Here is a 23,170-nt window from a genome sequence, read left to right on the forward strand (position 1 = left end):
ATAACTAGTGTCTTTGGGCAATGCTTTATTCATTCGCAGCCTCCTCCACGATTATCTTTAACCTCTTTCCCATCCACTGTTTGGGTACGTAAACATGGGCTCCTCCGCCAATGGCCGTGGCAGTTGCAACAATCTCTTTTGGCGTTGACTTGTCTGCATGTTGTTTTGTCCGTGTTATCGTTCGCCCTTCCTTGAACAAATATCTGATCAAGTCATAGCGGTAGTGTTTCTCAATTTCGCTGATGATGTGTTTGTAACCTCTTGAACGTACCCATCCCGGCAAATCTGGATGGTTCTTGATGAAAAACTCGTTGCGCTCCTGCCAAGTAATGAGATCCCTATGTCTGGCCTTGGCTTCATTAAGGAACAGTCTTTGCTGAGTAATCTCTAGTTCGCTCATGCCTGTCCCTCCTTATTCCACTGGTCAACAGCCCTCTTCGGAGCCTCACCAAACAACAGATCAGGCGTCATCAATGGCTCGCACTTTTGGTATGCAAGTGCCATTCTCTTTACAAGATCAATCGGCTGTTTGCCCTTTTCCGTAAAGATGTAATGGCTAAACGTTACACCCACCGGCGTGTGATTCATCAGGTATCGCAAGTCCTGAACATCAATGCCGGCTGATTCTAGCTTATGTGCAAATGATTTTCGTAGACTATGAAATGGACTCTTTCTGTGAAGGATCTTCTTACCATCTTCTAACTCTTCCACTTTGGAAATAATTTCAGGGCATTCTGTGCTCAAGGCTCTAGTAAGTCTAGTCCGATATAGCTTGTCGAATGGACTTGATTTGCTGCTATGATCATTAACGATGTAGGGAGTTTGGTTGTTTTTGTTTGAAGGATCAGTGAAACGTTTGATAGCCTCAAAGACTTCGTTACTCAAGATACCCGAATACTCTTTGTTCTTGCTCCATACTCTAAAGGTCACACAATTAGTTCCATCCACAGGCTTTACACTATCCCATCTGATTCCCTTGCAGCCAGATATGCGGAGTCCTGAGTAATAGCAGAGTGCCGCAGCACGCCAAGTGTTGCGTCCATCGTTTATCTTAGCGGCAGCTCGGAACAGCTTTTTGATCTCATCATCGGCGTATTCTTCCCTAGGCTTTTCCAATCTTTGGATTGCCTTGTAGAGGTCATGGTAGCTTTTCCCCTTAAATGGGGATTCATCGGTATGAATTTTAAAGTAGGCAAACAGCATGGCCATAACGTGCTTTATGTAAACGTAAGAAACTCCAGCCTCTAGCTTTGTGAGAAGTACCTTATACAACTCAGGTAGCCTCTCGGTATCTACCTGATTTACCCCCGTTCTCTCTAATGCTCGTTTGTAAGCCTCTATTGTGTGGGCGCTTGCTCCATCCTTCTGTACATCCGCGATATACTCGGTGAGACTGAGTATCATACTGTAATAAAAAGGAGGGGATAACAGGTAGAGAAAAGAAACGAAATAGCGCATTTACAACGACATATATCTATGACTTTATGGAATAGGCAAAAGATGTGTTAATTTGGATGTGTTAATAATAATATTATCAAACAAATTTTTTGGCATGATCGGACGCCTGTACTGGTATAAACCTATGCCTAACTGTCAGGATTTGACCGTCTGGTCCTAGGGTTAGACAGCCTGTCCACGCCACCAGCTTTAAGACTTAAATCAGACGGTGTGCATATACTGGATATCTTCTGAACTTTCCATCCAATAATTGCCCAATACATAGCGAATAATCGTCTCAATCTTAAAATATGCACTTCTAACCTCCTTCTCTCAGTATATGGAGCTTCCAAGCAGAAAAGTTGTCGAAGGAGCAGCAAGGGCGCCGCACCGTGCAATGTACAAGGCAATGGGTCTTACCGACGAGGACCTGAACAGGCCCATAGTTGGCGTCTCTTCCACGTGCAACGAGGCAACTCCCTGCAACATCCACCTTGGGCAGCTTGCGCAGAGCGCCAAAAGAGGCGTAAGCGAAGCAGGCTGCACGCCACGCGAGTTTACGGCCATAGCGGTTTCTGACGCAATTGCGATGGGTCACGAAGGCATGAAGGCCTCGCTTGTCAGCAGGGAGATAATCGCCGATTCAATAGAAGTGATGGTCAGGGCGCACGGCTACGACGGCGTCGTGGGCATCTCTGGCTGCGACAAGAGTTTGCCGGGAACGCTCATGGGCATGGCGCGCCTGAACCTGCCATCCGTATTTGTGTACGGGGGCACCATCATGCCCGGCGAGTGGAACGGCAAGCAGGTTACCGTACAGGACGTATACGAAGGCGTCGGCGCATACGACGCCGGCAAGATGACCCTTCAGGAGCTCATCAGTCTCGAAAACGTTGCCTGCCCCACGGCAGGGTCGTGTGCGGGCATGTACACGGCAAACACGATGGCGTCGATAAGCGAGGCGCTTGGCATGTCGCTCCCTGGGAGCGCGTCGCCGCCCGCCGAAAGCGACAGGCGCCACGAGATATGCTACAACACCGGCAAGGCCGTGATGAACCTTATAGACAGCAACATCCGCCCACGCGACATACTCACCTACGAGGCATTTGAAAATGCGATAATGATGGCAAACGCCATCGGAGGCTCTACAAACGCGGTCCTGCATCTGCTTGCAATAGCCCGGGAGACAGGGGTAAAGCTTGTCCTTAGCGACTTTGAAAAAATCCGCAAAAAGACGCCCCACATTGCAGACATGAGGCCGGGAGGCATGTACGTCATGCTGGACCTCGACAAGATTGGAGGCGTTCCTGTCATCATGAACGCGCTCTTGAAGAAAGGCCTCCTCAACGGCAACGTCATGACGGTGACCGGCAAGACCATGAAGGAAAACCTCGCGTCGATGACGTTTGACCTGAGCCAGGGCAAGGAAAAGGTGGTAAGGCGCCTTGAAGAGCCAATAAGCAGCGAGGGCACGTTAAAGATATTGAAGGGCACGCTTGCGCCGGACGGCGCTGTGGTCAAGGTCGCAGGAGTAAAGAGCAAGAAGTTTGTCGGCAGGGCACGCGTCTTTGACAGCGAGGAAAAGGCCTTTGACGCAGTGTCGCAGCGCAAAATAGTCGAAGGCGACGTGGTGGTAATCCGCTACGAGGGTCCAAAGGGAGGCCCCGGCATGCGCGAGATGCTTGCAACCACAGCCGCAATAGTCGGCCAGGGGCTTGGCGAAAAGGTGGCGATGGTAACCGACGGCAGGTTCTCCGGCGCAACCCGTGGATTCATGATAGGCCACGTGGCGCCAGAGGCGATGGTCGGAGGCCCAATAGCGCTTGTCAAGGAGGGCGACCAAATAGCCATCGACACTGCTACAAGCAAGATAGACCTGGTAGTGTCAAAGGCAGAGCTTGCAAGGCGGGCAAAGAAATGGAAGCCCATCAAGCCCCACTACAGGTCCGGAGCGCTTGCAAAATACGCATCGCTGGTCCAGTCGGCATCGGAAGGCGCAATCACCGTCCCGAAACTTTAAATGCCTATCTAAATGCATGAGGGCAGAGGGCCAGAGAGGGGAGAATGAAACAGGGTGGTAGCTTTTGGCCGTCTCGACTTGGGCGGCAAGATAAGGATCGAGCCCCTAGCCGCGACTGAAGACCAGTTTACGCTATTCAAGAAACTCTATTCTTCCTCTGACCGCGCATTTATTCTAGAGTCGCTGATAGGCCCAAAGGAGCTTGCCGAGATGTCAGTCATCGGCTTTGACCCCGAAGTCACAGTCACCTGCGACTCTGAAACATTTACAGTTGAAAGGCGCGGTAGGATAAAAAAGCAAAAAGTAAGAGAGCCCCTGTCGCAGCTGCGCCAGCTGGTGCCGGAGGTAAAGGACGGCACTTTTCGATACATTGGAGGCGCGGTGGGGTACATCAGCTATGACGCGATAAGGTTCTGGGAAAGCCTGCCCGTGGACAAGCGCAAGGGCAAAAACACGTTTCCCATGATGGAATTTGGGATTTACACGGACGGCATACTGTACAACCACATGGAAAACCGCGCCTACTACTTTTACCTAGGCAAGTCGCGCCTGAAAGAAATCGAGTGCCTGCTGTCAAAACCGCCCGCCAAGTCTCCTCCTTTTACACATACCGCGCCGCGCAGGAACATGACCAAGGAGCATTTCGCAGGCATGGTGAGAAAAGCCAAAAAGTACGTCTACGACGGCGACACGTTTCAGGTAGTGCTTGCCAAGAACATCAAGTTTGGCGTAAGTGGAGACATGCTGCGCTTTTACGAAGCGCTCAGAGAAGTCAACCCGTCGCCCTACATGTACTTTATGAAAATGGGCAAGCGCTGCATTATCGGCTCAAGCCCGGAAATGCTAGTCCGCGTCACAAAGGGCCACGTCGAGACGTTTCCAATCGCCGGCACGAGGCCTATAGTCGAGGACGAGAAAAAGAACGAGGAGATGCGCCAGGACCTTCTAAAGGACGAAAAAGAGCTTGCCGAGCACACCATGCTCGTGGACCTTGCAAGAAACGACATTGGCAGGGTATGCAGGTACGGCACGGTCAAGGTAGACGAGTTGATGACGGTCAAACGCTTTAGCCACGTGCAACACATTGTCTCGCACGTCGCAGGCAACCTGCAAGAGTCGTACGACTCGTACGACGCCCTGAGGGCGGTATTTCCCGCAGGGACAGTGTCGGGCGCTCCAAAGGTGCGCGCGATGGAGATAATCAACGAGCTAGAGCCGGACCTCCGGGGTCCCTATGCAGGCGCGCTAGGCTATTTCTCGTTCAACGGTTCGTGCGACTTTGCGATAACCATACGCTCGCTTTTTGTCGACGGAAACAAGGCTTACATCCAGTCGGGCGCCGGCATCGTCATGGATTCGGACCCTGAAAAAGAATGGGACGAAACTGAGCACAAGGCAAACGCCCTTCTTTCTGCGCTTCGCAAGGCCGCAAAAAACTGACTTTTCGCTCAATGCCAGCCTGCTTCCTAGGCCGTTTTCGCAGCCCTTTCGTGCTTGGCACGTGCTAAAAATGAACCCTTGTCAGCGGTTGGCAGTTTTGCCGGTCAGAAAAACGATGTTGTTGATAATGTAATCATATATATCGTTGTAAACTGAGAATTATGATATTATATTATATCTATCAGTTTAATATGATAAATACTATACAGTAATGATCTGTACGATTGCAATACTAAGAAAAAGGATCTAGTGGTTTGTAGGTGGCCTTGCAAACATGTTGTCTGCGTTCATGTGATATTCCACTGCAAGCGACGGGTCTTTCTGCCTGCCCGTGAGAATGCCAACAACCACGTCGTCCTTCTTTATCGTGCCTTCTTTTCGCAGCTTGCGTACGCCTGCCGGTACTGCGCCTGAAGCCATCTCGCAGTCAAAACCATTCAGGCCGACTATTGACATTCCGTCGCTCATCTCCCTGTCGGTTGCCTGCACGACTATGCCGTTGGTGAAATGAAGGGCTCTTAATGCCTTGACGATGTTGGCTGGCCTTCCTATCTGGATTGCAGTTGCGTGCGTCTTGGGCCTTATTCCCTGCTTGTCTAGGTCTGCGTAATACCTGTCGACCATGCCAAGATCCGGCCTGCCGTCGTTCCATGACAGCTTTTTGCCCTCAAACATGCCATTGTAAAGCTCGTACAGCGTATTTGCGCCCTCGGCGTTTACAACCACAATCCTTGGGATCTTTTTTATCCATCCCCATTCGTACAGTTCGATTAATGCTTTTCCGCAGCTAGAAGTATTGCCCAGCGCGCCACCGGGATAAACTATCCAGTCTGGCGGGTTCCAGTTCAGATGCTCCATTACCCTGTAGACTATGGTCTTCTGGCCCTCTATCCTGAACGGGTTTACAGAATTTACAGTGTAGCCGCCTGTTTCTTTGGCGTTCTTGAGAGAAGTTGCAAGCGCGTCGTCAAAGTTGCCCTGCACCTGTATGACCTGCGCGCCAAACTGGAAAGCCTGGCCTAGTTTGCCTGGCGCAATCTCTCCCTTTGGGATATAGACGTCGCACTGGATATCCTCGTTTGCCGCATACATTGCCGCAGACGCGGACGTGTTGCCGGTTGAGGCACAGATTATCTTTTTTACCTTGAGCATCTTGGCGTGCGTCACGGCAGTAGACATGCCGTTGTCCTTGAACGAACCTGAAGGGTTGTAGCCTTCTGGCTGGAGGAAAAAGCTGTCATGGCTCATGTCGGCATAGTCTGCCGCCTTGCTCATGTTGTACGGTTTTGAGAGCCTGCCTTCAGAGCCGTCAAGCGACACCAGCACGCGGGCGCACTCGTTAAAATCTTCGGTGTCGATACCTGCAAAGTTTACCAGGTCGCGAAAACGCCAGACGCCGGACTCGTTGTAGATGTTGCCTCCGTGGTTGCGCCTCTGGTAAAACCTTTCAATGAGATCGCGGCTTGGCCTTTTGCTGTATTTGATATCAAGGAGCGAGCCGCAGGTGCACCTGTAGATGTCGTTGTCAATGCCATACGACTTGCCGCAGTCCGGATTGATGCATTTCTTTATGGCGTGCTCGGCCATGATGTTGTTCAGAATGAGACGTTAGGACTTGCTATTTAGGTGTTTTTACTTTTTGACGCTCTTCTCATACATTTTCAGGATCTGCTGGATCACGCCGTCCATGTCGTCCTCGCGGACCTCCGGCGACGCGGCATGCTTTAGCAGGTTGCTGATTGTGGATGATATCTCAGAGCTGACCTCGTCAAAACTGTCCATGTCGCTGTAGCTCTGCTGGTAAAGCCTTCGCAGTTTCATTGCATACATCTGCGTTTGCTCGTTGAGGCTGATGTCGTAGCTGCGATTGTTTACCTTTATCTTTTCCTTTATCATCCGCACTTGTCCGGGGTTACGGGTGTTTAAAATACTTGTCTAATGAGATTTTAGGGGGAGGTACGCTTTGTCATAAGGTACCTGTCATGGTCCACAAAGCCGTTGCGCCTGTAAAACCCGATGACTGCGCTGTTGTGCCTTGTCACTTCCAGATGCAGGGCGTTAACCTCTGCTTTTTTTGCCACTTTGTGCGCATGTTCAAGGACCGCCTGCCCTATTTTCCTTCCGCGGTATTCTTGCAGGATGAAAAACTCGTCAATGAATGCGTCGCGGCCACCAAACTCTAGGCTGTAGCCAAACGCAAGCACGAGATACCCTATGGGCTTGCTGCTGCCGTCAAGTACAAGAAGTACTGTGCCAAGCTTGCGATTGCCAAGCAGCTTGCGCATTGCTTTTTTGGCCTTTTTCCTGTCAAAATCGTGACAGTCGTAATCATAATATTTTTCCATGAGCGCATAAAGCGCGTCAAGGTCGCCTGTGCACGCCATTCGTATTCCGTACTGCAATATGCATACGTCATCATCATTCTCCTGTTCAAAACCGTTTCGCAGCATGAGATGTTAGGATCCTGATGTAACCGCCGGGCCTTGTTACCGCGGTTACAGCACGCGTCGGTACAGCCGCCCTTTTACTTGATTGCCAGCAAAACATTGCTAGGTGCCATCATAGTCAAGATGTCATTTGGTAACAAATGGGTAAAACCACAAGGAGAAAGCGTAGGACACAAGCTGATTGAAGGAATCAAGCCGCAAACACCACTAAAGCCGAGGATAGAAGAAGCGCAAAAGAAATTGCAGATGCAGATACAAAAGCTGGACGCGATAAACTCGCGCATCAACGAGAAGGATCAGGTGATCTTCAAGCGCGTCGTCCTTGCCATGCAGAGCCACGATGCCCAGCACGCACGCGTGCTTTCCGGCGAGCTCTCGCAGATCCGCAAGATGGGCAAAATGATAAGCTCTGCAAAACTTGCACTGGAACAGATCCAGTTGAGGCTAAATACCATAACAGAACTTGGCGACGTCGTAGTGACGCTGAGCCCCGCAATGTCTGTGATAAAGGGACTCCAGGGCGGCCTTTCGGGCATGATGCCAGAGGCAGACCAGTCCTTTGCGCAGATTTCGGACCTGCTTGGCAACATCATGACCGACTCGGGACAGATCCCGTCAGGCGAGATAGGTGGATACACAGCAGTCAACGACGACACTGCGAGGATAATGGAGGAGGCAAGCGCAATCGTGGAGATGAACATGAAGAATAAGTTCCCCGATCTTCCTTCCACCGGCAGCTCGCAGAGGTCTGCTGCAGAAGCTTCAGGCTACTAATAGACAAGCCTCCTTCCTCTCTTTTCTCTTTCTTTTCTCACTCTACTTTTTCCCGGCTGCAATTTTTTGCAGCTGCTTTTTTATCCTCGATATCGTCGGATAGCTGTAGCCTTTATCGCGGTACGTGCGAATCATCGTCTTCCAGTTATTCAGGCGCCATTTTGCCTGGTCGGCGCTGAGGAGGTGCGTCTCCCTCTTGACCATGCTCTTTCGCCCAGGCATGAGGTATCCGCCACTTGCAGCAGTATAGCGGTTGTACGCAAAGCGCAGGCCAAAGAGCACGTCATCAGCAGAAAGCGAACTGAGGTACGACGCTAGCTCTCTTTCCTGTTCCTCCGATGACAGCTTTATCCGAAACGCAAATTCCCTTGCAGGCACGATATTCTTTTTGTTGCAGGTACGTGTTAATTAACTTTATTTCTAAACTCGAGTTTAGAAATATATGCTAGATTATGCCTGTCTTTCTGCCCGCTTTTTCAAAAGCGATTATGGCTGTATCAATGTGCTTTTTTTCGTGTATCGCCGTAAGCGAAACGCGCAGGCGAGCTGAACCTTTCTTCACTGTCGGATAACGGACAGCCTGTGCAAACACGCCTTCTTTTAAGAGTTCATTAGAGAATGCCACTGTCTTTTTCTCGTCGCCTATCATGACAGGGATTATCTGGCTTGACGAGTTGCCGAGGGTAAACCCCTGCTTTTTCAATTGCGTGGAAAAATGCTTGATGTTTTCAAACAGCCTTTTCTGCAGGCCGCCTTTTTTTGCCACAGGGACCGCGGCCTCCGCAGCTGCGCAGAGGTGATCTGGGAGCGCAGAGGTGTAGATGAACTGCCTTGAGGTGTTGACCAAGAGCTCGCGTATTCTGGCGCTTGTCGCCACGTACCCGCCAAAGCAACCGAGGCCCTTGCTCATGCTGCTGACGTGTACGTCGACCTTGACGCCAAACTTGGCGGGAATTCCTGCAAATTTCGGGCCAAAGATAAAATCGCCGTGCGCGTCGTCAACCATTGTCAGCGCGTCGTGCTTTTCTGCAATCCTGCAAATATCCCCAATGCAGGCCGAGTCGCCGTCCATGCTGAAAACGCCCTCTGTTATCACGATCTTTCTTCCTGCCGCCTTTGAGACAAGGCCCTCCAGGTGCACAATGTCGTTGTGCTTGAATACCTCTATTCTGGCACCGGAGAGCCGGCAGGCGTCAATGATGCTTGCGTGGTTCAGCTCGTCGCTGAAAATGGTTGTATTTTTGTCGGCAAGCGCGGTGACCGCGCCAAGGTTTGCCGCGTACCCCGTAGGATAGACAAGTGCTGATTCTGTTCTTCTGTGCTTTGCAAGTATTCCTTCCAGCTTCATGATGGCCGGGTCATTTCCAGCGATTAACCGCGAGCTGCACTGCGATACCTGCCTCAATGCACTGGCCGCCGCCTGCACGACTCTCTTGTCCTGCGACAAGCCGAGGTAGTCATTTGAGCATAAATGGATAACTTGCCTGCCATTAACAGTGGCAAGCGGCCCGTTTACGCTCACTGTTTTAAGCGAGCGGTATAGGCCGTCCTTTTCAAGCGCATCAAGTTTTTCGTCTACAAAAAGAGTCTTACTTTGCTTTGAGGCCAATCTCTTTTATCATCGTGATGTCCTTGTTGGGCGCATTGCCGCCTGTTGTCAGGTAGCCCCCTGTGATGATGCCGTTAGCGCCGGCCTTTAGCGCAAGCCTGTCCTTGTCCTTGAGGTGAACCTCGCGCCCGCCTGCTATTTTCAGTATCGTCTTTGGCATGATAAAGCGCCACACCGCTATTGCCTTGATTGCGTCCATCGGCTCGATGAGGTCTTTGTAGCCGGCAAACGGCGTCCCTTCCCTGCCGATGAGTATGTTCATGGGCACCTCGTCAGGGTCAAGTGACGCAATTGAAAACGCAAGCTCTAGCCTCTGCCTAGGAGTCTCGCCCATGCCAATGATTCCTCCGCAGCACAGCTCCAGACCCGCTTCTTTCACTATTTTTGCCGTGTTGACTCTGTCTCTGAAATCATGGGTGGTGCATATTTTTGAGAAATAGCTTTCTGATGCTTCGAGGTTGTGGTTATATCGTTTAACGCCCAGTTGTTTCAGGCGCCTTGCCCTTTCAAGGGTCATAAAGCCAAGCGAGACGTTCACTTCTGTCCCAACCTGCTCTTTTATCGCAGTTATCGTTTCGCATATCTGCTCAAAATCCTTCTCCGGAGGCGACCTGTACGCGCAGACAAGGCAGAAATTGGTAGCTCCTCCTGCCTTGGCCATCTCTGCCTGTTCTACGATTGTTTCCTTTGGCAAAAGGGGATACTTGTTGATGCCAGTTTCGTAAAAAGTCGACTGGGCGCAAAAACTGCAATCCTCCGGGCATTTTCCGGACTTGGCGTTAATCAGGGCTTCAACGTCTACAACGTCGCCGTTGAACTTGCGCGTTATGGTGTTGGCGCAGTCTGCAAGGGCCATGACGTCGTCGGTGGCAAGCAGCCTTTCGGCTTCGTCGATTGTTATCCTGCCGCCTGCAAGCACTTTATCCATGCAAGCCTTGATAAAAGGCGCGTCGGACATTTTGGAATCGATGTTGTGAACTCGTAATTAAAAGTTTGGTTTACAACTGGGCCAAAAACACCGATATTTCAAAACTCGAGTTTAGAAATATAGCTAAAAATCGTGCGTAAAATCAGCTGTCAACAACTGGCAGGTTTTGATCGTCTGCAGCGGGGGTATGCGAACCAATTTCGATGATTTACTGTCCCCGGTGCTTGAGCCCGTCAAGGAATTCCTGGCCGTACTTCCGGGCTATTTCTTGTTCCATTTCCCACGTTATAGGTCGCTCTTTGAGCACGCTAGCTACGTCTGCAAAATACCTTTCCAGGCTTGCAGGGGATATGACTAGGACCTTGCCTCCCTCCGGGCCCGACTGGTAGTTGTGCGGCGTCTCCTTTGGGATGAACACGAAATCTCCTGCCTTGGCAAGAACCGTCTTTTCACCGTACCTGACAGAGTATTCGCCTTCAAGCACAATGCTTCTGGCGCTTTTGGGTGGATGTGAAGCGCAGGTCCGACATTTGGCGGATGGGTCATTTCAAGCAAGGTATAGATGCCCTCTGACCGTTCGCCGGACACCTTTACCATTATCTTGGTGCCCTGAAAGTCGATACGCACCCCCTTCGCCATCTTTCAGGGCATACCCGCCGCCAACGGCATCATCATTGCTTTCCATAATGCGCCTTATGTTACAGGGGCGGCTCTATTTGTAGATGCAAAAGCCCGCCCGTGTGCATCTGGCAATAATTCGGGTTTTCTGGCCTTCCTAGGCGGGGGGTTTGACGCCCATTTTCCGGCAGTTATGGACCTTTGCATTTTTTGAAGTTAACAATTTGTTTGTAGATGGACCTTTTGGCGGAAAAACCGAAAATCGTCATCGCGGCTAACTGTCTGGAACCGTCCAAAAAGGGAAGTTTGACCCTTGTGCGAAAAGTGCTGAAACCCTTTCTACATTCGTGTATACATCTACAAAACAGACCGTAGTACGGAGCATCGCTTTTGCAATATCCTTAAAAGGGAAATCGATATGACGGAAAAATCGACTAGAACTATTGTCTACTGTCAAACGTGCGGATGTCACGCTATAGACCACCGCTTTACCATTTCTGACGACAAGCAGGTTATCCGGCCATGTCGTAATCATGCCTCCTGCCGTCAATTCGTCAGGGTGGAAAAAGTGGTTGTTCACGCATGACAGTCTGGGGTGTCTCAAATGGACTATGGGCATAGTATCTGCGACAGCCCCGACTGTCAGCACCCGCATTTTTTTCACGGCGTATACGGGTGCTTGGGAAGGAACAAGAACAACCTTAAAGCCTTTTGTGACTGCCGACGCGACCTCAACAACGAGCGCGGGACTGCATTTCATGGAAAGCTGCGCGCTATTTTGGAAGAGTACTTTGGACTAATCGAGACGGAAGATTGGTTCAGACCAGAAGCACCTATCGAGATAGAACCGCTGCCACGGCATGAAGTAGACACAAAATATAGCAATCTCCCGCCTGAAATCAGAAACAAACTCTACTATCCAGAGGATTACGCGTTTGAAATACCAGGTGAGGGTGTAGACACCAAAAACGTACAGTCACAAGAATCACCAAAGATAGCGACATCGAGCAACCTAAAGCCACTTCCGCCTCATTTTGTGAGAGCAATAGACCTGCTGAATTAGTCGGGTGACTGCATCCTGTCAAGCGTTGCGCTTGACCTGCGGTCACTTACCGACTATGCTTTAATTCGCAGGTCAGCGGTAGCAAGAGCCTATAGAGAGGGCGAGATTAATCTAGACACCGCGCTCGACCTTTTCACGCAATGGTCTCAGTTCAACGAGGGAATTTTGCTCAAGCGTGAAGATTTGAGCGATGCAAAGATAGACTATCTGGCTATAAAGTCCGCAAAGCGCGGAAATGATGTCTATGAATACAGAATCAAGCAGAGACTAAAGCCCATTGAGATAATGGCCGATGAATTAGATGGAGATATTTTTGAGGATGACGATATGACAATTCTAAACGACAAGACATCAAAAGCATGGACAAACGCGCTATTCGTGACTCTGACCTATGACATCAATCGGTCTAACTCTCCTACTGCATGGCGTGACTTGGGGTCTGACCTGAATCTGTTTCTAGCAAACATCAGAAAGCAATTCGGAAAAATATCGTACATCAGAGCATTTGAGGCATTCGGCAATGGCTATCCTCATATCCACCTGTTAATTATTTTCAAGGAAACGCGTTTTAAGGTGTTCAAGTATCACGATGTTTATCGCTTAGAGGACAAGCACATTTTTGAATCGTGGTATCATTCCTTTGTTGACATCCGAGCCGTACGCAATCTCAAGCATGCAATCCGCTATATCGTCAAATATCTAAAGAAATTAAACGGCAATCTGAAAGAAGCAAAGCCAGAAAATTATTACAAGGCTCTATTGACGCAAGGTCTGCAATGGCTCTACAACAAGCGCGCTTATGCTGTCAGTGGCGACTTCTTGCGCGTCCTGAAAGCGGAACGCGCTCGACTTGAATCAATGAAGCATAACTCAAACCTGCTTAAACTATCTGACGGAACGCGGGGAAAAGTTATCGGCTATGATTTACTAGGGCAACCCATACTCAAAAAATTTAAGTTCACTTTTCTCGGTTCTTTTGCATGGAAAAACATCATCATTTGTGGAAATTACACAAAAGAAGAGGGCACGCCTTGGTTAATGGTCGGCATAGACCCGCACAAACTACCAGAGCAGGATAAAGCGCGCATTAGGTCATTTGACCCGTCTTTTGAGAGCGAGCCAGAATCGACAGCTGACGGCATGATAAGGCTCTATGAACATTCCGATATTTGGCTGTGTGTAAAATGCAAGCGCCGAGGGGACAAGTGGGATGTAATAGGCCATACCTGCAAGGCCAGTGTGCGCGAGAGCGCAGCTATCAACCCTCACGGACTCGATGTCTATCAGTAGATCTTTTTTCAGGTATACACCAACTACCAGGTGCGAGGTGTATACACCTTGACTTGTGATCAACATTTGCGCACCGACAGAGCTAAAGCTGTCGTGGCATACACCCTTGACGGTAGACTATGGGCATAGTTAAACCAAGACACGCCTATTATGGCGGTGAAAACAACTGCAAAAAATGCGCCGTTTTTTTGAGGCGTCTATACGTCCGTGACATATACTATCAGGACGCGGAAGGCAAGCGACACGAGAGGGTGGACACCTACGGTCTGACAAAAAAGCGCGCTTTTGCGCCTGTCGGGTGGTGGTGTCCGTCGTGTGACAAGACGATGTTTGACGGCAAGCAGAGCAAGGCCAGCAAGGACAACCCGCAAGAATCGACCAAAATCAAGTGTCGGGAGTGTGGTTCTACCAACACCGTCTTTAGAAAAGAGCGCGGACGGTCGAAGCAATATCAATGCAGGGATTGCAGCGCGTATTTTAGCATCAAGGACAACGAGACAGAAAACAGCGCGGAAACCTGTCCAGAATGCGGGGTAAAAGTCCCGAATCCTGACAGTTCGTCAGAGTTGACTTGTCAAGGCTGTGGTGAGCAATTCGCTTGCTGATTCGTCTAAAGTGCAAAGAATGTGACCATTGCGTTGACTTCTATCGGGGTCTAGACTGCATGGCCGAGATGACAAGCCACGCGGTCTGGAAGGGTCACAAAAATTTTGAAGTAAACGTCCTTGCCGTCTAACCTAGACGGCTGACGATCTTTTTTCTTACTTCTTCTATTTTGCGCCTTACTTTATTTTCTATTTCCTATATCTATGGGGGGTTACAGAGAGAAACCAAAACAGCTTTAGCTAACCTACATTATTACAGAACAAAGGCATATGACCCTTGCACATGATTTTTTCTGTGGTCTCGGACAATGTTGGATAGGTGACTTGGTAGATGGGGTCTGGCAATTCGGGAGCGTCCTACTTCAATACGCGGTGCCATTGATGCAGGTGTTTGCACTGTTCTATTTGCTGTATTGGGTAGGGCTGATAATTCGAGTTGTCAGACAGGGCGACATCGCTCCCGTTGTAGACCATGTTATGAAAATCTGGCATCTGCTGTCATCTATCGCAAATATGTTCGTGAACATGATTCAAGCGGTCATTCCTTTCTAGGTGGGAAAAATGGAAATCGAAATCTTGAACCAAATTATCAGTAGTGGTTATCTCACTACTGGTATAACGCTAGGCGTCATAGTCCTTTTTTCGTGGCTATTGCTGCCGAGATTCGCAAGGCAAATGAGACAAAGGCTAACCGTCAAAAATGACGGTATCAACGAGACACTTGGAGCGTTCGCGGTGATAATACGCAACGGCGACATTCTGAAAAAGGCAAAAGGACGGTTCACGCGTGAGGGATACCTGCTTGCAGATAAGAGAGCGTGGCCGATGGTGGATGTCAGGCCATACTTGCTTAAAGACGGGTGGTCAACGCGTCCTTGTTTCATAGTAGACGCACAAAAGCAAGTGTATTACAGATTCAACAACGTTGACAACGAGAAGCAAAGACAACTCGCAGGGTTCGCGTCTGACCCCGAATTACTAAAGCGATTCACTGACTCTACCATTGTTCAAAAACTAACAAGCGCAAAAGCAGACAAGACTATGATGATAATGGTTTTCATCATGGGAATGTTCGCGTTCTTCCTGATTCAGCAATTCCTGCCTAAAGGTGGTTAAATGTCAGAGTCAGAAAAGGAACGTCGAAAATTATCGGGCGCAGGTGAGGCGTGGACTGCGGTTCTTGACGCAGAGCGCGCATTTACCAACCCTATTGAAAAAGAGGTATACACCCTCTCGGAATTAGATGATAATGAGATTCGTTTCGCGGTGCAAGCGTTGACGGTGGGAAGCGCGTTCAAGACTGACCTTATGAGAGAGTTGGTCACGAATCTTGCAGTCCTAAAGCGCAGCAAGAAACGTCAAGGTGAGCGCGCCGTAATATCGCTTGTTCGCAACTCTACAGCCAAGATAATGCAGACAGTCCAGCAATCCAGATTCAAGCGTGTCATGTCAAACCGTGAGGACTATGAAAATGACTAGGATAGACGAATTGAGAGCGCAGGAACGGCAATTAACCAAACTCATCAATAAATGGCACGCTGAAAATGAGTTTAGGCTAGTTATCCTCTACGGCACAGGTGGAATCGGAAAAACATCGTATGCGATGCAGACTCTAAAGCAGGTAGACCCCAAAGGCTACCGACACCGCTTCATTTTTCCGCCTAGTCAATTCGTGCAGACAGTAACTTACTTGCGAGAGAATAACATGCGCATTCCCGCGCTTGTCTGGGATGATATGGGCTTCTGGATGTATTCTCTCGACTATTCAGACCCATTTGTTAAGGCTGCGATAAAATTTTTCAACGTAGCGCGAACGGTGGTATCGTGCATCATAGGAACGACGGCCAGCATGAAGATGCTCACTAGCGCGGTCCGTAACATGGATGCAATGAGCGTCAAGGTTGTAAGCGCGACGGCTAAGGAGCCTGTCAGTCTCGCAAAGGGCTATCGTCAATCAATACAGCCTAACATGATGCGACTTGTCAAGACTGTTTTTGAGGACGAATACCCGCGCCACATGGAGGATGATGATTTTGCATGGTATAAACCACTGCGCGATTCCTATGTGAACCACGCTATCAGTCTCATGCAAGAGTCGATAATGTCGCGCTCAAGGCGTCCTATGAAAACATGATCATAATTGCGGTATACACCGATACCTGGTATTAGTGTATACACTTCTAAATTTAATAGGGTCTCTCACGAAAGGATAAGCGCGGATATGCCACATAAGGAATTTTGCACTGGCTGCGGTGAATCTATGTCTAGGGTTTACGAGCGCGGGCCTGCCGAGCAGGGTCAAAAGTTCATACCGCTTGGCTGGAAATGCTCTACATGCAATAGAATAGTATTCGAAGCAAGTCCTATGTTAATGCAATGATGCCCCTCATCAACTGGTTAGTCTGATTTCTTGCTTCATTAATTCCAAATCGTTCGAGAATATCTTGCGGTCTGAAATTGCGTATTTTGCCAAGTCGGAACGCCAGACATGGCGGTCAATTGTATCTATATGCTGTTCGTATAGTGGAATTAATGTCTGTAATTTTGAGTGGTATTCTTGCTCGGAAATTGTTTGATGGTAGTAATCATTGCTTACCATGTAATATTGTTCTTGCAAACGTTCGCCCTCCTCAATGACAGACATATCATCTTTGTACTCTTTGTCATGCTCAAAAAATAGAATGCTGCCGTAGATTGTGCCTATGACAGACGAAACGGCACTGACAACTTCGATAATAAGTTTGAGTTTTTTCTTATCCACTTATCCTTGCTTCTTGCGTGCACATAAATAAGCAGTGCGATTTCTCCAGATAAAAATAGAGTATACTCAGTAACAGTATACTTTATCGAAAACTTATAGCTTCCCTAGAGAATTTCTGCAATAATGTTTTCCATAAAGAAGTGGAAGGCAAATCAAAAAATCGGTAAGATGGCGCGCATAGGCGTTTTTGCCCTCGCGGGCCTGTTCGCGTCCATCTTCGTATTCGGACACCCCGCCTATGCACAAACAACAACATCCGCGCCGACAATGGACATGACACCGCTGATAGCGGTCATCGTGGGCATCATACCACTGTTCATTGTCCTGTCGCTACTCGACAAACTAGGAGGCAAGTTCAAGTAGCAAAAAGGTGGTCTCAATGAAAGCCTCCCGTGTGATAGGTGCAATGGCCGTATTCGCAATCGTAGCAGCGGTGCTTTTTAGCCAAAATGCATTCGCACTTCCGCAGCCTATCACCTTTCAGAGGTCTATTCCCTATACAGTCTTTAACTCAACTAGCGCGACTGTATATGATGTCACGACCGCCACAAAAGCGCCTTTCGAGATTTCTACCGTCAATACTCTGACGTATACCGCAGGTGGAGCAAACAACAAGGCGATACTGAAATTCCAGAGTGGCAAGACTGGCTCATTCAACGCGCTAGAAATAGTGCAGTATGAGGGCAAGGCAATAGACATTAATTGGTCTGACAAGGTGACAGGAACGACAACCAAGATAGGCGGGATTGCTGCTGCCGACCAAGAGACATTCGCAAAGGAATTGCTGATTGAAAACACTGGCTCAACGCTCAAGATAACGGACATCACCAACAACAAGGTGCTGATAAGTGACTTCGTGCTTCCGTCTGACTTTAGCCTAGTCGCTGTTTCAGCCTATGGTGAGACGGGTGCTGTCACAGGTGGATATAACACAGTCTATCTGGGTGGCATGAATCTGTCCAAGGCTGCGAGCGTAAACACTAATAGTATGATGCCCCTAATCATGGCTATCGTCATGATAAGCGTCGTCGTTGGTGTCATGGCTAAAATCAAAAACAGAATCTAGAATGTCAAGCAGAAAAATCCACTACCTTTCTCTCTTTTCTTTTTCAGTTATCCTATTTGCAGGTATATTTCTAAATTCGAGTTTTGAAACATCCGTGCGCGCAGCTTTTGCAGTAAATCCGACTTTCAACGCAACAAAAGGCTATCAGTATATCGCGAATCAATATAATGCGACCTATGGTCTAGTCAGAGAGAGCGAGACCATACCGACATACTGGCTCTGGACGGATAACCTGCTAGCAAGCGAAGTGCTAAAGGACTACAATTATCAGATGTCGGCTAACATCACTTCGTCAATAAAGGTATACACCAGTAACTATGACCTAGATTATAGACATCCTCAAGGCGTCCTGTTCAATAATGTAGCATACTTTAACGGTGTCACAAACAAGCAGGTAAACGGCGCGGTGTGGTATTCTGACAGCGACGGACAGGAATTATCATGCGGTGACTATGCAGACATCGCATTTCTAAAATCAATGTATCTCTACAAGGCAGGCAAGTTCATCGATGCAAAAACCTGCTATGATATGGGTGCATCGATGTTTGATGGGATAGGCATGAGAGACAGCGCGTTCAATGGCGACGGCCAGCGTTATTCTACCTATAAACTGGCTTTGTGGCAAATTGCGTCAAACGTCACAGGTTATCCTATTCCAAAAGAACCTATGATGATTATTCCGTTCATGCAGAATCAGACAACGGGCGGAATATACACCCACTACCGCGCAGACCTAACGCCTGATAGCCTCACAAACGTAGAGACAACGAGTCTCGTTATCATGGCCGAAAAGGGCGTGACGCATGAAAAACCCGCAGCTATCGCGTCGGAGAACCAGCATCTCGAGATGATAAAATGGTTAATCGGTGCTTTCGTGGTGGCAGGTTTTGCTATCCTGCTTTTCAAGAATAGGTGAAGATTTTTTTATCTCTTGTCTGCTCTTGCTTCTGTTGACTATTACCAATAAATGTCCATTTAAGGGAATGATGAATAAAAAGTTTCACTAACATGGTTAACTAATCTTATTATAGAAAGAATTCATATAATTAGGCAATGGCAAATTCTCAGTATATTCTAAAAACAAACGCGCCATCGTCACCTGCGGCATGGGGAGTTAGTGTGGAATTCGTAGTACCGAATGGAGTAACGTCGCTTGCTTCTACGTCAACAGGCAAATGGTGTACTGCCGCAAATATTTTTGGCACTTTTGATGGAATTCCGTACGGCCTGCCCCCTTTTTCGTGGGTAGAATGCAGTGTCACATATTTTGCATCAGGAGGAGCCCGCGCTCAGGGATGGTACTTTTGGTATGGGTGGATTGGTAACACTGCTGGCACATACCAATCCTTGAGTTATGATCCAACTGGACATACGATTAGGCTGAAGCTCAAACAAGTCTTTGGTGCAGTAACTCTTTGGACGGCAACATTCGTAGATTTAACAAATTCTACAACCATCTCGCAGCCCATAAATGGAGCTCAAGTTATCAATAAATTGGGCGGTTCTTGGATGTTCTTTGAAAATGGGGGAAATACGGATTGTCACAACTATGTCAACGCTGGTTGGGGTCCGCTAGATTTCAACAATCATAAATTCTATGACCAGAATGACAATGTCATAACCTTTACACCAACGGTAGTTTCAGATAAGTCAAATCCTGCACCGGCATGTTGCGCAGGACAAACAGACTGTATCGGGTTCAATACTAGCACTCTGACAATATCGCGTAACTGTACAAGTTGCTGAACATGCAATTCTCTTCTTTCCTTCTTAAACTATCCCTACTATCGTCAGAAAAATCCCTATTTTCTTTCGGGCTCAGTAGATTTAACTTCCATATTATTTTTATACTCACACGATTAAGATATTCCTTGGTATCAGTTTCGATTATGGGTGAAGTAATTTGAAAAGATGCGATGCTAAGCTGACAATTATGTGTTTAATTCTATCTGCACTATTATCTAGCATTCCCACTCTATTTTTAATTCCTGCTTATGCCGCAGTTGATTCAAGTCTTGTAAGTGGTACTTCGTTAGAAGGCGCAGATGTGCAGGTTGAAGCTTTGGGTCCAATCAAATTCGATGAACCAAACCAACCTATTCCTTATCTTGCAAATGGAACCGACTATACCTTTATCGTGTCATTCTTTGAACCAAACAGTAGAAAGCTACTCAAAGACGTAAACTATAACATCGTGATCACAGATAATCCATTTGGGCCAGGCAACGAACTATTCAATGCCGCAAAACAGGCTAACGACCCTAGCAACATGATGTTGCATAGCGCAACCGGGAACGCGACAGTCAAGTACAACTTTAATAAACCACAGACCGCAATACTCAGAATACAGTTTTACGGCACTGCCAACAACGCTACATCCAGCGGCCAACAACAACCACAGCAACATGACTTTGAATATCAGGTCATAGACTCCAAGGCCATGCCAGAATTTCCGCTTATAGCTGTTGTCCTCGCATCTAGCTTAGTGGCGGCTATTGTTGTTGCAAGAACCCATATAAAGAAGCCTTGACGTGCATATTGGGTGGATTTTTTAGATAGTCTTCGTTGCGACATTTTTCTTGCGGGCTACCATACGAGTTAGAACGAATTTTGCATTACTGGAGTTTTCTACGCTGTATTGCACATATGACATTTTGTACAGAATAAGTGTATACCACTTAGATCTATAGCTAAGTATACTATGTCTCAGTGTTGCCATGTTAAAAACTGGCAACGCAAAAACAAGTTTGATAGCCCTCGCGGTTATCGCGTTGGTCATATCGACCTCAATTTTGATGCCTATGCAACAGGCAGCGGCCGCAAAACCAACGCACACGGACATCCAGAACGTCATTAACCTCGCAAGTGGTTATATCAACGCGCTCTACAAAGACTCGTCACCTGCGGAAGTAGGTTCAAGCACAAATGCCGTCATGGCAGAATATCCCGCCTTGCCGATTCGTGTCGTACAGTCTGACGGACGCGTTATCAGAGCAGGCGAGGACGTAAACATCTGGACAGGATGGAAAACAAACGTTCTGGACACCTTCAGCGAAACAGCAAGCGACAGCATTAAATACAGAATTCACATGCGCTCGAAGGACATCTTTAACTCGGTATACGACAAGAGCCCGCTTCTTGAGGTGACGGTAGATTATGACTATGGAGCAAGCCACAATGTCAAGGTAGATGTTAAGAATCTGCAATGGGATGCAGGTGCACCCGTATCTTATGCAGATGTCTATATCGGAAATGTCTATCTCGGAAGGGCGACACCTGCAAACGTCGGAACAACATGGTCGTATACTTCAAGCGTCAACAATAGCAACGATGTTTTCTTTAGGTCGTTCCGCTACATTGAAAGGCACGGCACGCAACTAGGGCGCGAATGGTATAACGCTGTAGGTGACACGAGTAAGGCCACCGAATTAGCAAACAGGCTGACAAGCGAGGGCTACACCTTGAGCAAGGACATCTATTCTCCTATGTTCGGAAGTGCATCAGCGCAGGCAACCAACTATCAGTATGAATCAGGATCTACAGGTGTATACCGTGATTGTTATACTGAACCGTCGCTAAGAGACCAATCATACCAGTATCACAGCAAGGTCTGCAATGGCGTTGACGCATACATTATCTATAGCAGGTCAAGTGACTGGCTCGTTCCTACTCTGTGGGCGATTCACCAGTTGAACAAGGGCGTAGGTGTGGACACCCCGATTTATGACGGCTACCAAACATGGTCACCGAGACAGGTAGCAAGGTTCGTTGAAGGCAAGTGGATTGCAGACATAGGCGTAAAGTCACCCTATAGCAACACACAGGCCAGTGCAGTCAGAACCGCAGCATTCCTGACCCTTGAGACCATGCTAGGCTATGGTTCCACAAACGACGCAACAAGCAGGACCTACGCAGACAAGGCTGCAAGTGCACTTCTGAACCCGCAAATCAAGTCAAATGGCGTGGTAACACGCGAAAACGAGGATGGAAGTTTCACATCACTGACAAGGCCATTGCTGAAGGGTGGGGTATACACGGCATGGAATGGCTTCAACTACGTGACAAAGAACTCTATCCTTCAATCGATGTCTGACTCGTTCAACCAGCCTGACGAAACACTAGACATCAAGCCGTCAAATGCAGAATCGACGATAACCGTAGCACAAGCACTTAGGGTATACGACTGCTACAACTACGGCTCCAACTGCCTGAACACCCCATAGGGAAGGCTTTTTTACTTCCTTCTTTCTTTTTCTTCTATAACATGCGAACATCTATCAAGGCAATTATTGCAGGCGTCGCGATTCTTGTCGGTCTGGGATTGTTCTATTGGAATGTTCTGATAGCAGGCGCAGCTCCGCCATAAGAAATGCATACACCGATACTTGGCAAAGGTGTATACCCTCATGAGATCACTTTATCTAGAACTGTTCTATTTTTCAAATGATGGGAAAGCGAGATAAAGGGGAGAAAGATATGCCATTTAAGTTCCAAACAGATTTTGGAATGTTTCAAACTACTATCGGAATAATCATAGGCATTGGAATTGCCTTAGTATCATTTGGATTCACTACCGCTGCAAATATCTTACAAGGCTTGATTACCCTAGACCCGCAGACCACGCCTGCAAGGGTCTATCTGGGTCTCGAAGCCCTTTCCACACTGGGTCTATTTTGGGGTGTATCAGGAGCGATTGTTTTTGCCGGTGGGATATTCCTATTCGTCTGGAAACGAAAATCATTCTATGAGCGCGCTAGAAGGTTAGACGGAGATGCATCATCCTAAACGTGCTCAATGAACTATCAATAACTTCCCTTTTCGCGCGGTCAGAGGTGGGGTCAGACCGTTTTTTTGGCTAGGTATGCGTAGGATAGTATACTTTAAACGCTATCTTTATTAGCTCAACCTAATACCCCTATCGTAATGCACCAAACTTGGGAACTTGACGAAATTCGCAGTGCAGCACAAGAAGGGTCTAGATTTTTTTGTACGTCTGAAAAGGGGACGTTTTCCAGAGTGTGTAGAAATTAGCCCCGTTTTTTTACTCTTGTTTTGCAGAGTTTGCTTACGCGTCGTTTAGAAACTACTATTACCATTTTTGAACACTTGATC

General features: G+C 48.0%; 24 protein-coding genes and 1 pseudogene. 14 read left to right on the forward strand and 11 right to left on the reverse strand.

Annotated features, from left to right (window positions below; genetic code table 11):
* Positions 1–25 precede the first annotated feature (25 nt).
* Together NTE_RS07965 and NTE_RS07970 are read right to left on the reverse strand one after the other, a co-directional pair.
* Entirely contained in the window at positions 26–400 is a 375-nt protein-coding gene (locus tag NTE_RS07965; RefSeq protein ID WP_148700540.1) for a DUF2080 family transposase-associated protein, read from the reverse strand.
* Positions 397–1,404 carry a tyrosine-type recombinase/integrase gene (locus tag NTE_RS07970; protein ID WP_158385271.1) on the reverse strand — a complete coding sequence of 336 codons (1,008 nt, stop codon included), beginning with the start codon at positions 1,402–1,404 and terminating at the stop codon, positions 397–399. The genes NTE_RS07965 and NTE_RS07970 overlap by 4 nt, the downstream gene beginning before the upstream one ends.
* Before the next feature lie 373 nt (positions 1,405–1,777).
* Here NTE_RS07970 and ilvD point away from each other — a divergent pair, with 373 nt between their 5' ends.
* Both ilvD and NTE_RS07980 read left to right on the forward strand, forming a co-directional pair.
* On the forward strand, positions 1,778–3,457 hold the full coding sequence (gene ilvD, locus NTE_RS07975; protein WP_148700542.1) for a dihydroxy-acid dehydratase: 1,680 nt from the start codon (positions 1,778–1,780) through the stop codon (positions 3,455–3,457).
* Positions 3,458–3,511: 54 nt separating this feature from the next.
* Positions 3,512–4,897, forward strand: coding sequence for an anthranilate synthase component I family protein (locus tag NTE_RS07980; protein ID WP_148700543.1), 1,386 nt, complete (start codon positions 3,512–3,514; stop codon positions 4,895–4,897).
* 246 nt (positions 4,898–5,143) lie between these two features.
* Here NTE_RS07980 and NTE_RS07985 read toward each other — a convergent pair whose 3' ends face one another.
* From NTE_RS07985 to NTE_RS07995, 3 genes are read right to left on the reverse strand one after another with little or no spacing between them, the layout of a single operon-like run.
* Complete coding sequence (locus NTE_RS07985; protein WP_148700544.1) at positions 5,144–6,484, reverse strand: threonine synthase; 1,341 nt, start codon at positions 6,482–6,484, stop codon at positions 5,144–5,146.
* 45 nt (positions 6,485–6,529) lie between these two features.
* Positions 6,530–6,793: a hypothetical protein gene (locus NTE_RS07990; RefSeq protein WP_148700545.1), complete on the reverse strand. Its 264-nt coding sequence runs from the start codon at positions 6,791–6,793 to the stop codon at positions 6,530–6,532.
* A gap of 50 nt (positions 6,794–6,843) precedes the next feature.
* Positions 6,844–7,347, reverse strand: a complete 504-nt coding sequence (locus NTE_RS07995; protein WP_148700546.1) for a GNAT family N-acetyltransferase — start codon at positions 7,345–7,347, stop codon at positions 6,844–6,846.
* A gap of 120 nt (positions 7,348–7,467) precedes the next feature.
* Between NTE_RS07995 and NTE_RS08000 the strand changes: the two genes are divergently transcribed.
* Positions 7,468–8,118, forward strand: a complete 651-nt coding sequence (locus NTE_RS08000) for a Snf7 family protein (protein ID WP_148700547.1) — start codon at positions 7,468–7,470, stop codon at positions 8,116–8,118.
* Between the two features lie 42 nt (positions 8,119–8,160).
* Here NTE_RS08000 and NTE_RS08005 read toward each other — a convergent pair whose 3' ends face one another.
* The 4 genes and pseudogenes from NTE_RS08005 to NTE_RS08020 form a co-directional block, all read right to left on the reverse strand.
* Positions 8,161–8,496 (reverse strand): hypothetical protein, encoded by a 336-nt coding sequence (locus NTE_RS08005; protein WP_226986914.1) that lies wholly within the window; start codon positions 8,494–8,496, stop codon positions 8,161–8,163.
* A 67-nt stretch (positions 8,497–8,563) separates the two neighbouring features.
* Positions 8,564–9,727: an aminotransferase class I/II-fold pyridoxal phosphate-dependent enzyme gene (locus tag NTE_RS08010; RefSeq protein ID WP_226986915.1), complete on the reverse strand. Its 1,164-nt coding sequence runs from the start codon at positions 9,725–9,727 to the stop codon at positions 8,564–8,566.
* The gene (gene bioB / locus NTE_RS08015; RefSeq protein ID WP_148700548.1) at positions 9,708–10,685 is read right to left on the reverse strand and encodes a biotin synthase BioB; all 978 of its coding nucleotides are present in this window, start codon (positions 10,683–10,685) and stop codon (positions 9,708–9,710) included. Before bioB ends, NTE_RS08010 begins: the two co-directional genes overlap by 20 nt.
* Before the next feature lie 178 nt (positions 10,686–10,863).
* Positions 10,864–11,154, reverse strand: a pseudogene (locus tag NTE_RS08020) (cupin domain-containing protein); the annotation flags it as partial.
* A gap of 798 nt (positions 11,155–11,952) precedes the next feature.
* On the opposite strand from NTE_RS08020, the gene NTE_RS08025 reads away from it, so the two are divergent.
* From NTE_RS08025 to NTE_RS08050, 6 genes are all read left to right on the forward strand, one after another.
* Positions 11,953–12,336: a hypothetical protein gene (locus NTE_RS08025; RefSeq protein ID WP_148700550.1), complete on the forward strand. Its 384-nt coding sequence runs from the start codon at positions 11,953–11,955 to the stop codon at positions 12,334–12,336.
* Positions 12,337–12,501: 165 nt separating this feature from the next.
* The gene (locus NTE_RS08030; protein ID WP_148700551.1) at positions 12,502–13,626 is read left to right on the forward strand and encodes a rolling circle replication-associated protein; all 1,125 of its coding nucleotides are present in this window, start codon (positions 12,502–12,504) and stop codon (positions 13,624–13,626) included.
* 188 nt (positions 13,627–13,814) lie between these two features.
* On the forward strand, positions 13,815–14,231 hold the full coding sequence (locus NTE_RS08035) for a ubiquitin carboxyl-terminal hydrolase family protein (RefSeq protein WP_148700552.1): 417 nt from the start codon (positions 13,815–13,817) through the stop codon (positions 14,229–14,231).
* Positions 14,232–14,906: 675 nt separating this feature from the next.
* Positions 14,907–15,347 carry a hypothetical protein gene (locus tag NTE_RS08040; protein ID WP_148700553.1) on the forward strand — a complete coding sequence of 147 codons (441 nt, stop codon included), beginning with the start codon at positions 14,907–14,909 and terminating at the stop codon, positions 15,345–15,347.
* Positions 15,348–15,710, forward strand: a complete 363-nt coding sequence (locus tag NTE_RS08045) for a hypothetical protein (protein WP_148700554.1) — start codon at positions 15,348–15,350, stop codon at positions 15,708–15,710.
* Complete coding sequence (locus NTE_RS08050; protein ID WP_148700555.1) at positions 15,703–16,365, forward strand: hypothetical protein; 663 nt, start codon at positions 15,703–15,705, stop codon at positions 16,363–16,365. Before NTE_RS08045 ends, NTE_RS08050 begins: the two co-directional genes overlap by 8 nt.
* A 255-nt stretch (positions 16,366–16,620) precedes the next feature.
* Here the strand turns inward: NTE_RS08050 and NTE_RS08055 are convergent, their stop codons facing one another.
* Positions 16,621–16,992, reverse strand: coding sequence for a hypothetical protein (locus NTE_RS08055; RefSeq protein WP_148700556.1), 372 nt, complete (start codon positions 16,990–16,992; stop codon positions 16,621–16,623).
* Between the two features lie 379 nt (positions 16,993–17,371).
* Between NTE_RS08055 and NTE_RS08065 the strand changes: the two genes are divergently transcribed.
* On the forward strand, positions 17,372–18,058 hold the full coding sequence (locus NTE_RS08065) for a hypothetical protein (protein ID WP_148700558.1): 687 nt from the start codon (positions 17,372–17,374) through the stop codon (positions 18,056–18,058).
* A 94-nt stretch (positions 18,059–18,152) separates the two neighbouring features.
* A complete protein-coding gene (locus tag NTE_RS08070) occupies positions 18,153–18,974 on the forward strand; it encodes a hypothetical protein (RefSeq protein WP_148700559.1) in 822 nt (273 codons plus the stop codon).
* Positions 18,975–19,122: 148 nt separating this feature from the next.
* Here the strand turns inward: NTE_RS08070 and NTE_RS08075 are convergent, their stop codons facing one another.
* Positions 19,123–19,320, reverse strand: coding sequence for a hypothetical protein (locus tag NTE_RS08075; RefSeq protein ID WP_148700560.1), 198 nt, complete (start codon positions 19,318–19,320; stop codon positions 19,123–19,125).
* Between the two features lie 641 nt (positions 19,321–19,961).
* Between NTE_RS08075 and NTE_RS08080 the strand changes: the two genes are divergently transcribed.
* From NTE_RS08080 to NTE_RS08090, 3 genes are all read left to right on the forward strand, one after another.
* A complete protein-coding gene (locus tag NTE_RS08080; RefSeq protein ID WP_148700561.1) occupies positions 19,962–20,588 on the forward strand; it encodes a hypothetical protein in 627 nt (208 codons plus the stop codon).
* A gap of 265 nt (positions 20,589–20,853) precedes the next feature.
* Positions 20,854–22,281: a hypothetical protein gene (locus NTE_RS08085; protein ID WP_148700562.1), complete on the forward strand. Its 1,428-nt coding sequence runs from the start codon at positions 20,854–20,856 to the stop codon at positions 22,279–22,281.
* Positions 22,282–22,501: 220 nt separating this feature from the next.
* Positions 22,502–22,843, forward strand: a complete 342-nt coding sequence (locus NTE_RS08090; RefSeq protein ID WP_148700563.1) for a hypothetical protein — start codon at positions 22,502–22,504, stop codon at positions 22,841–22,843.
* Positions 22,844–23,170: the final 327 nt, after the last annotated feature.

It is taken from the genome of Candidatus Nitrososphaera evergladensis SR1, assembly GCF_000730285.1.
GTDB lineage: Archaea > Thermoproteota > Nitrososphaeria > Nitrososphaerales > Nitrososphaeraceae > Nitrososphaera > Nitrososphaera evergladensis.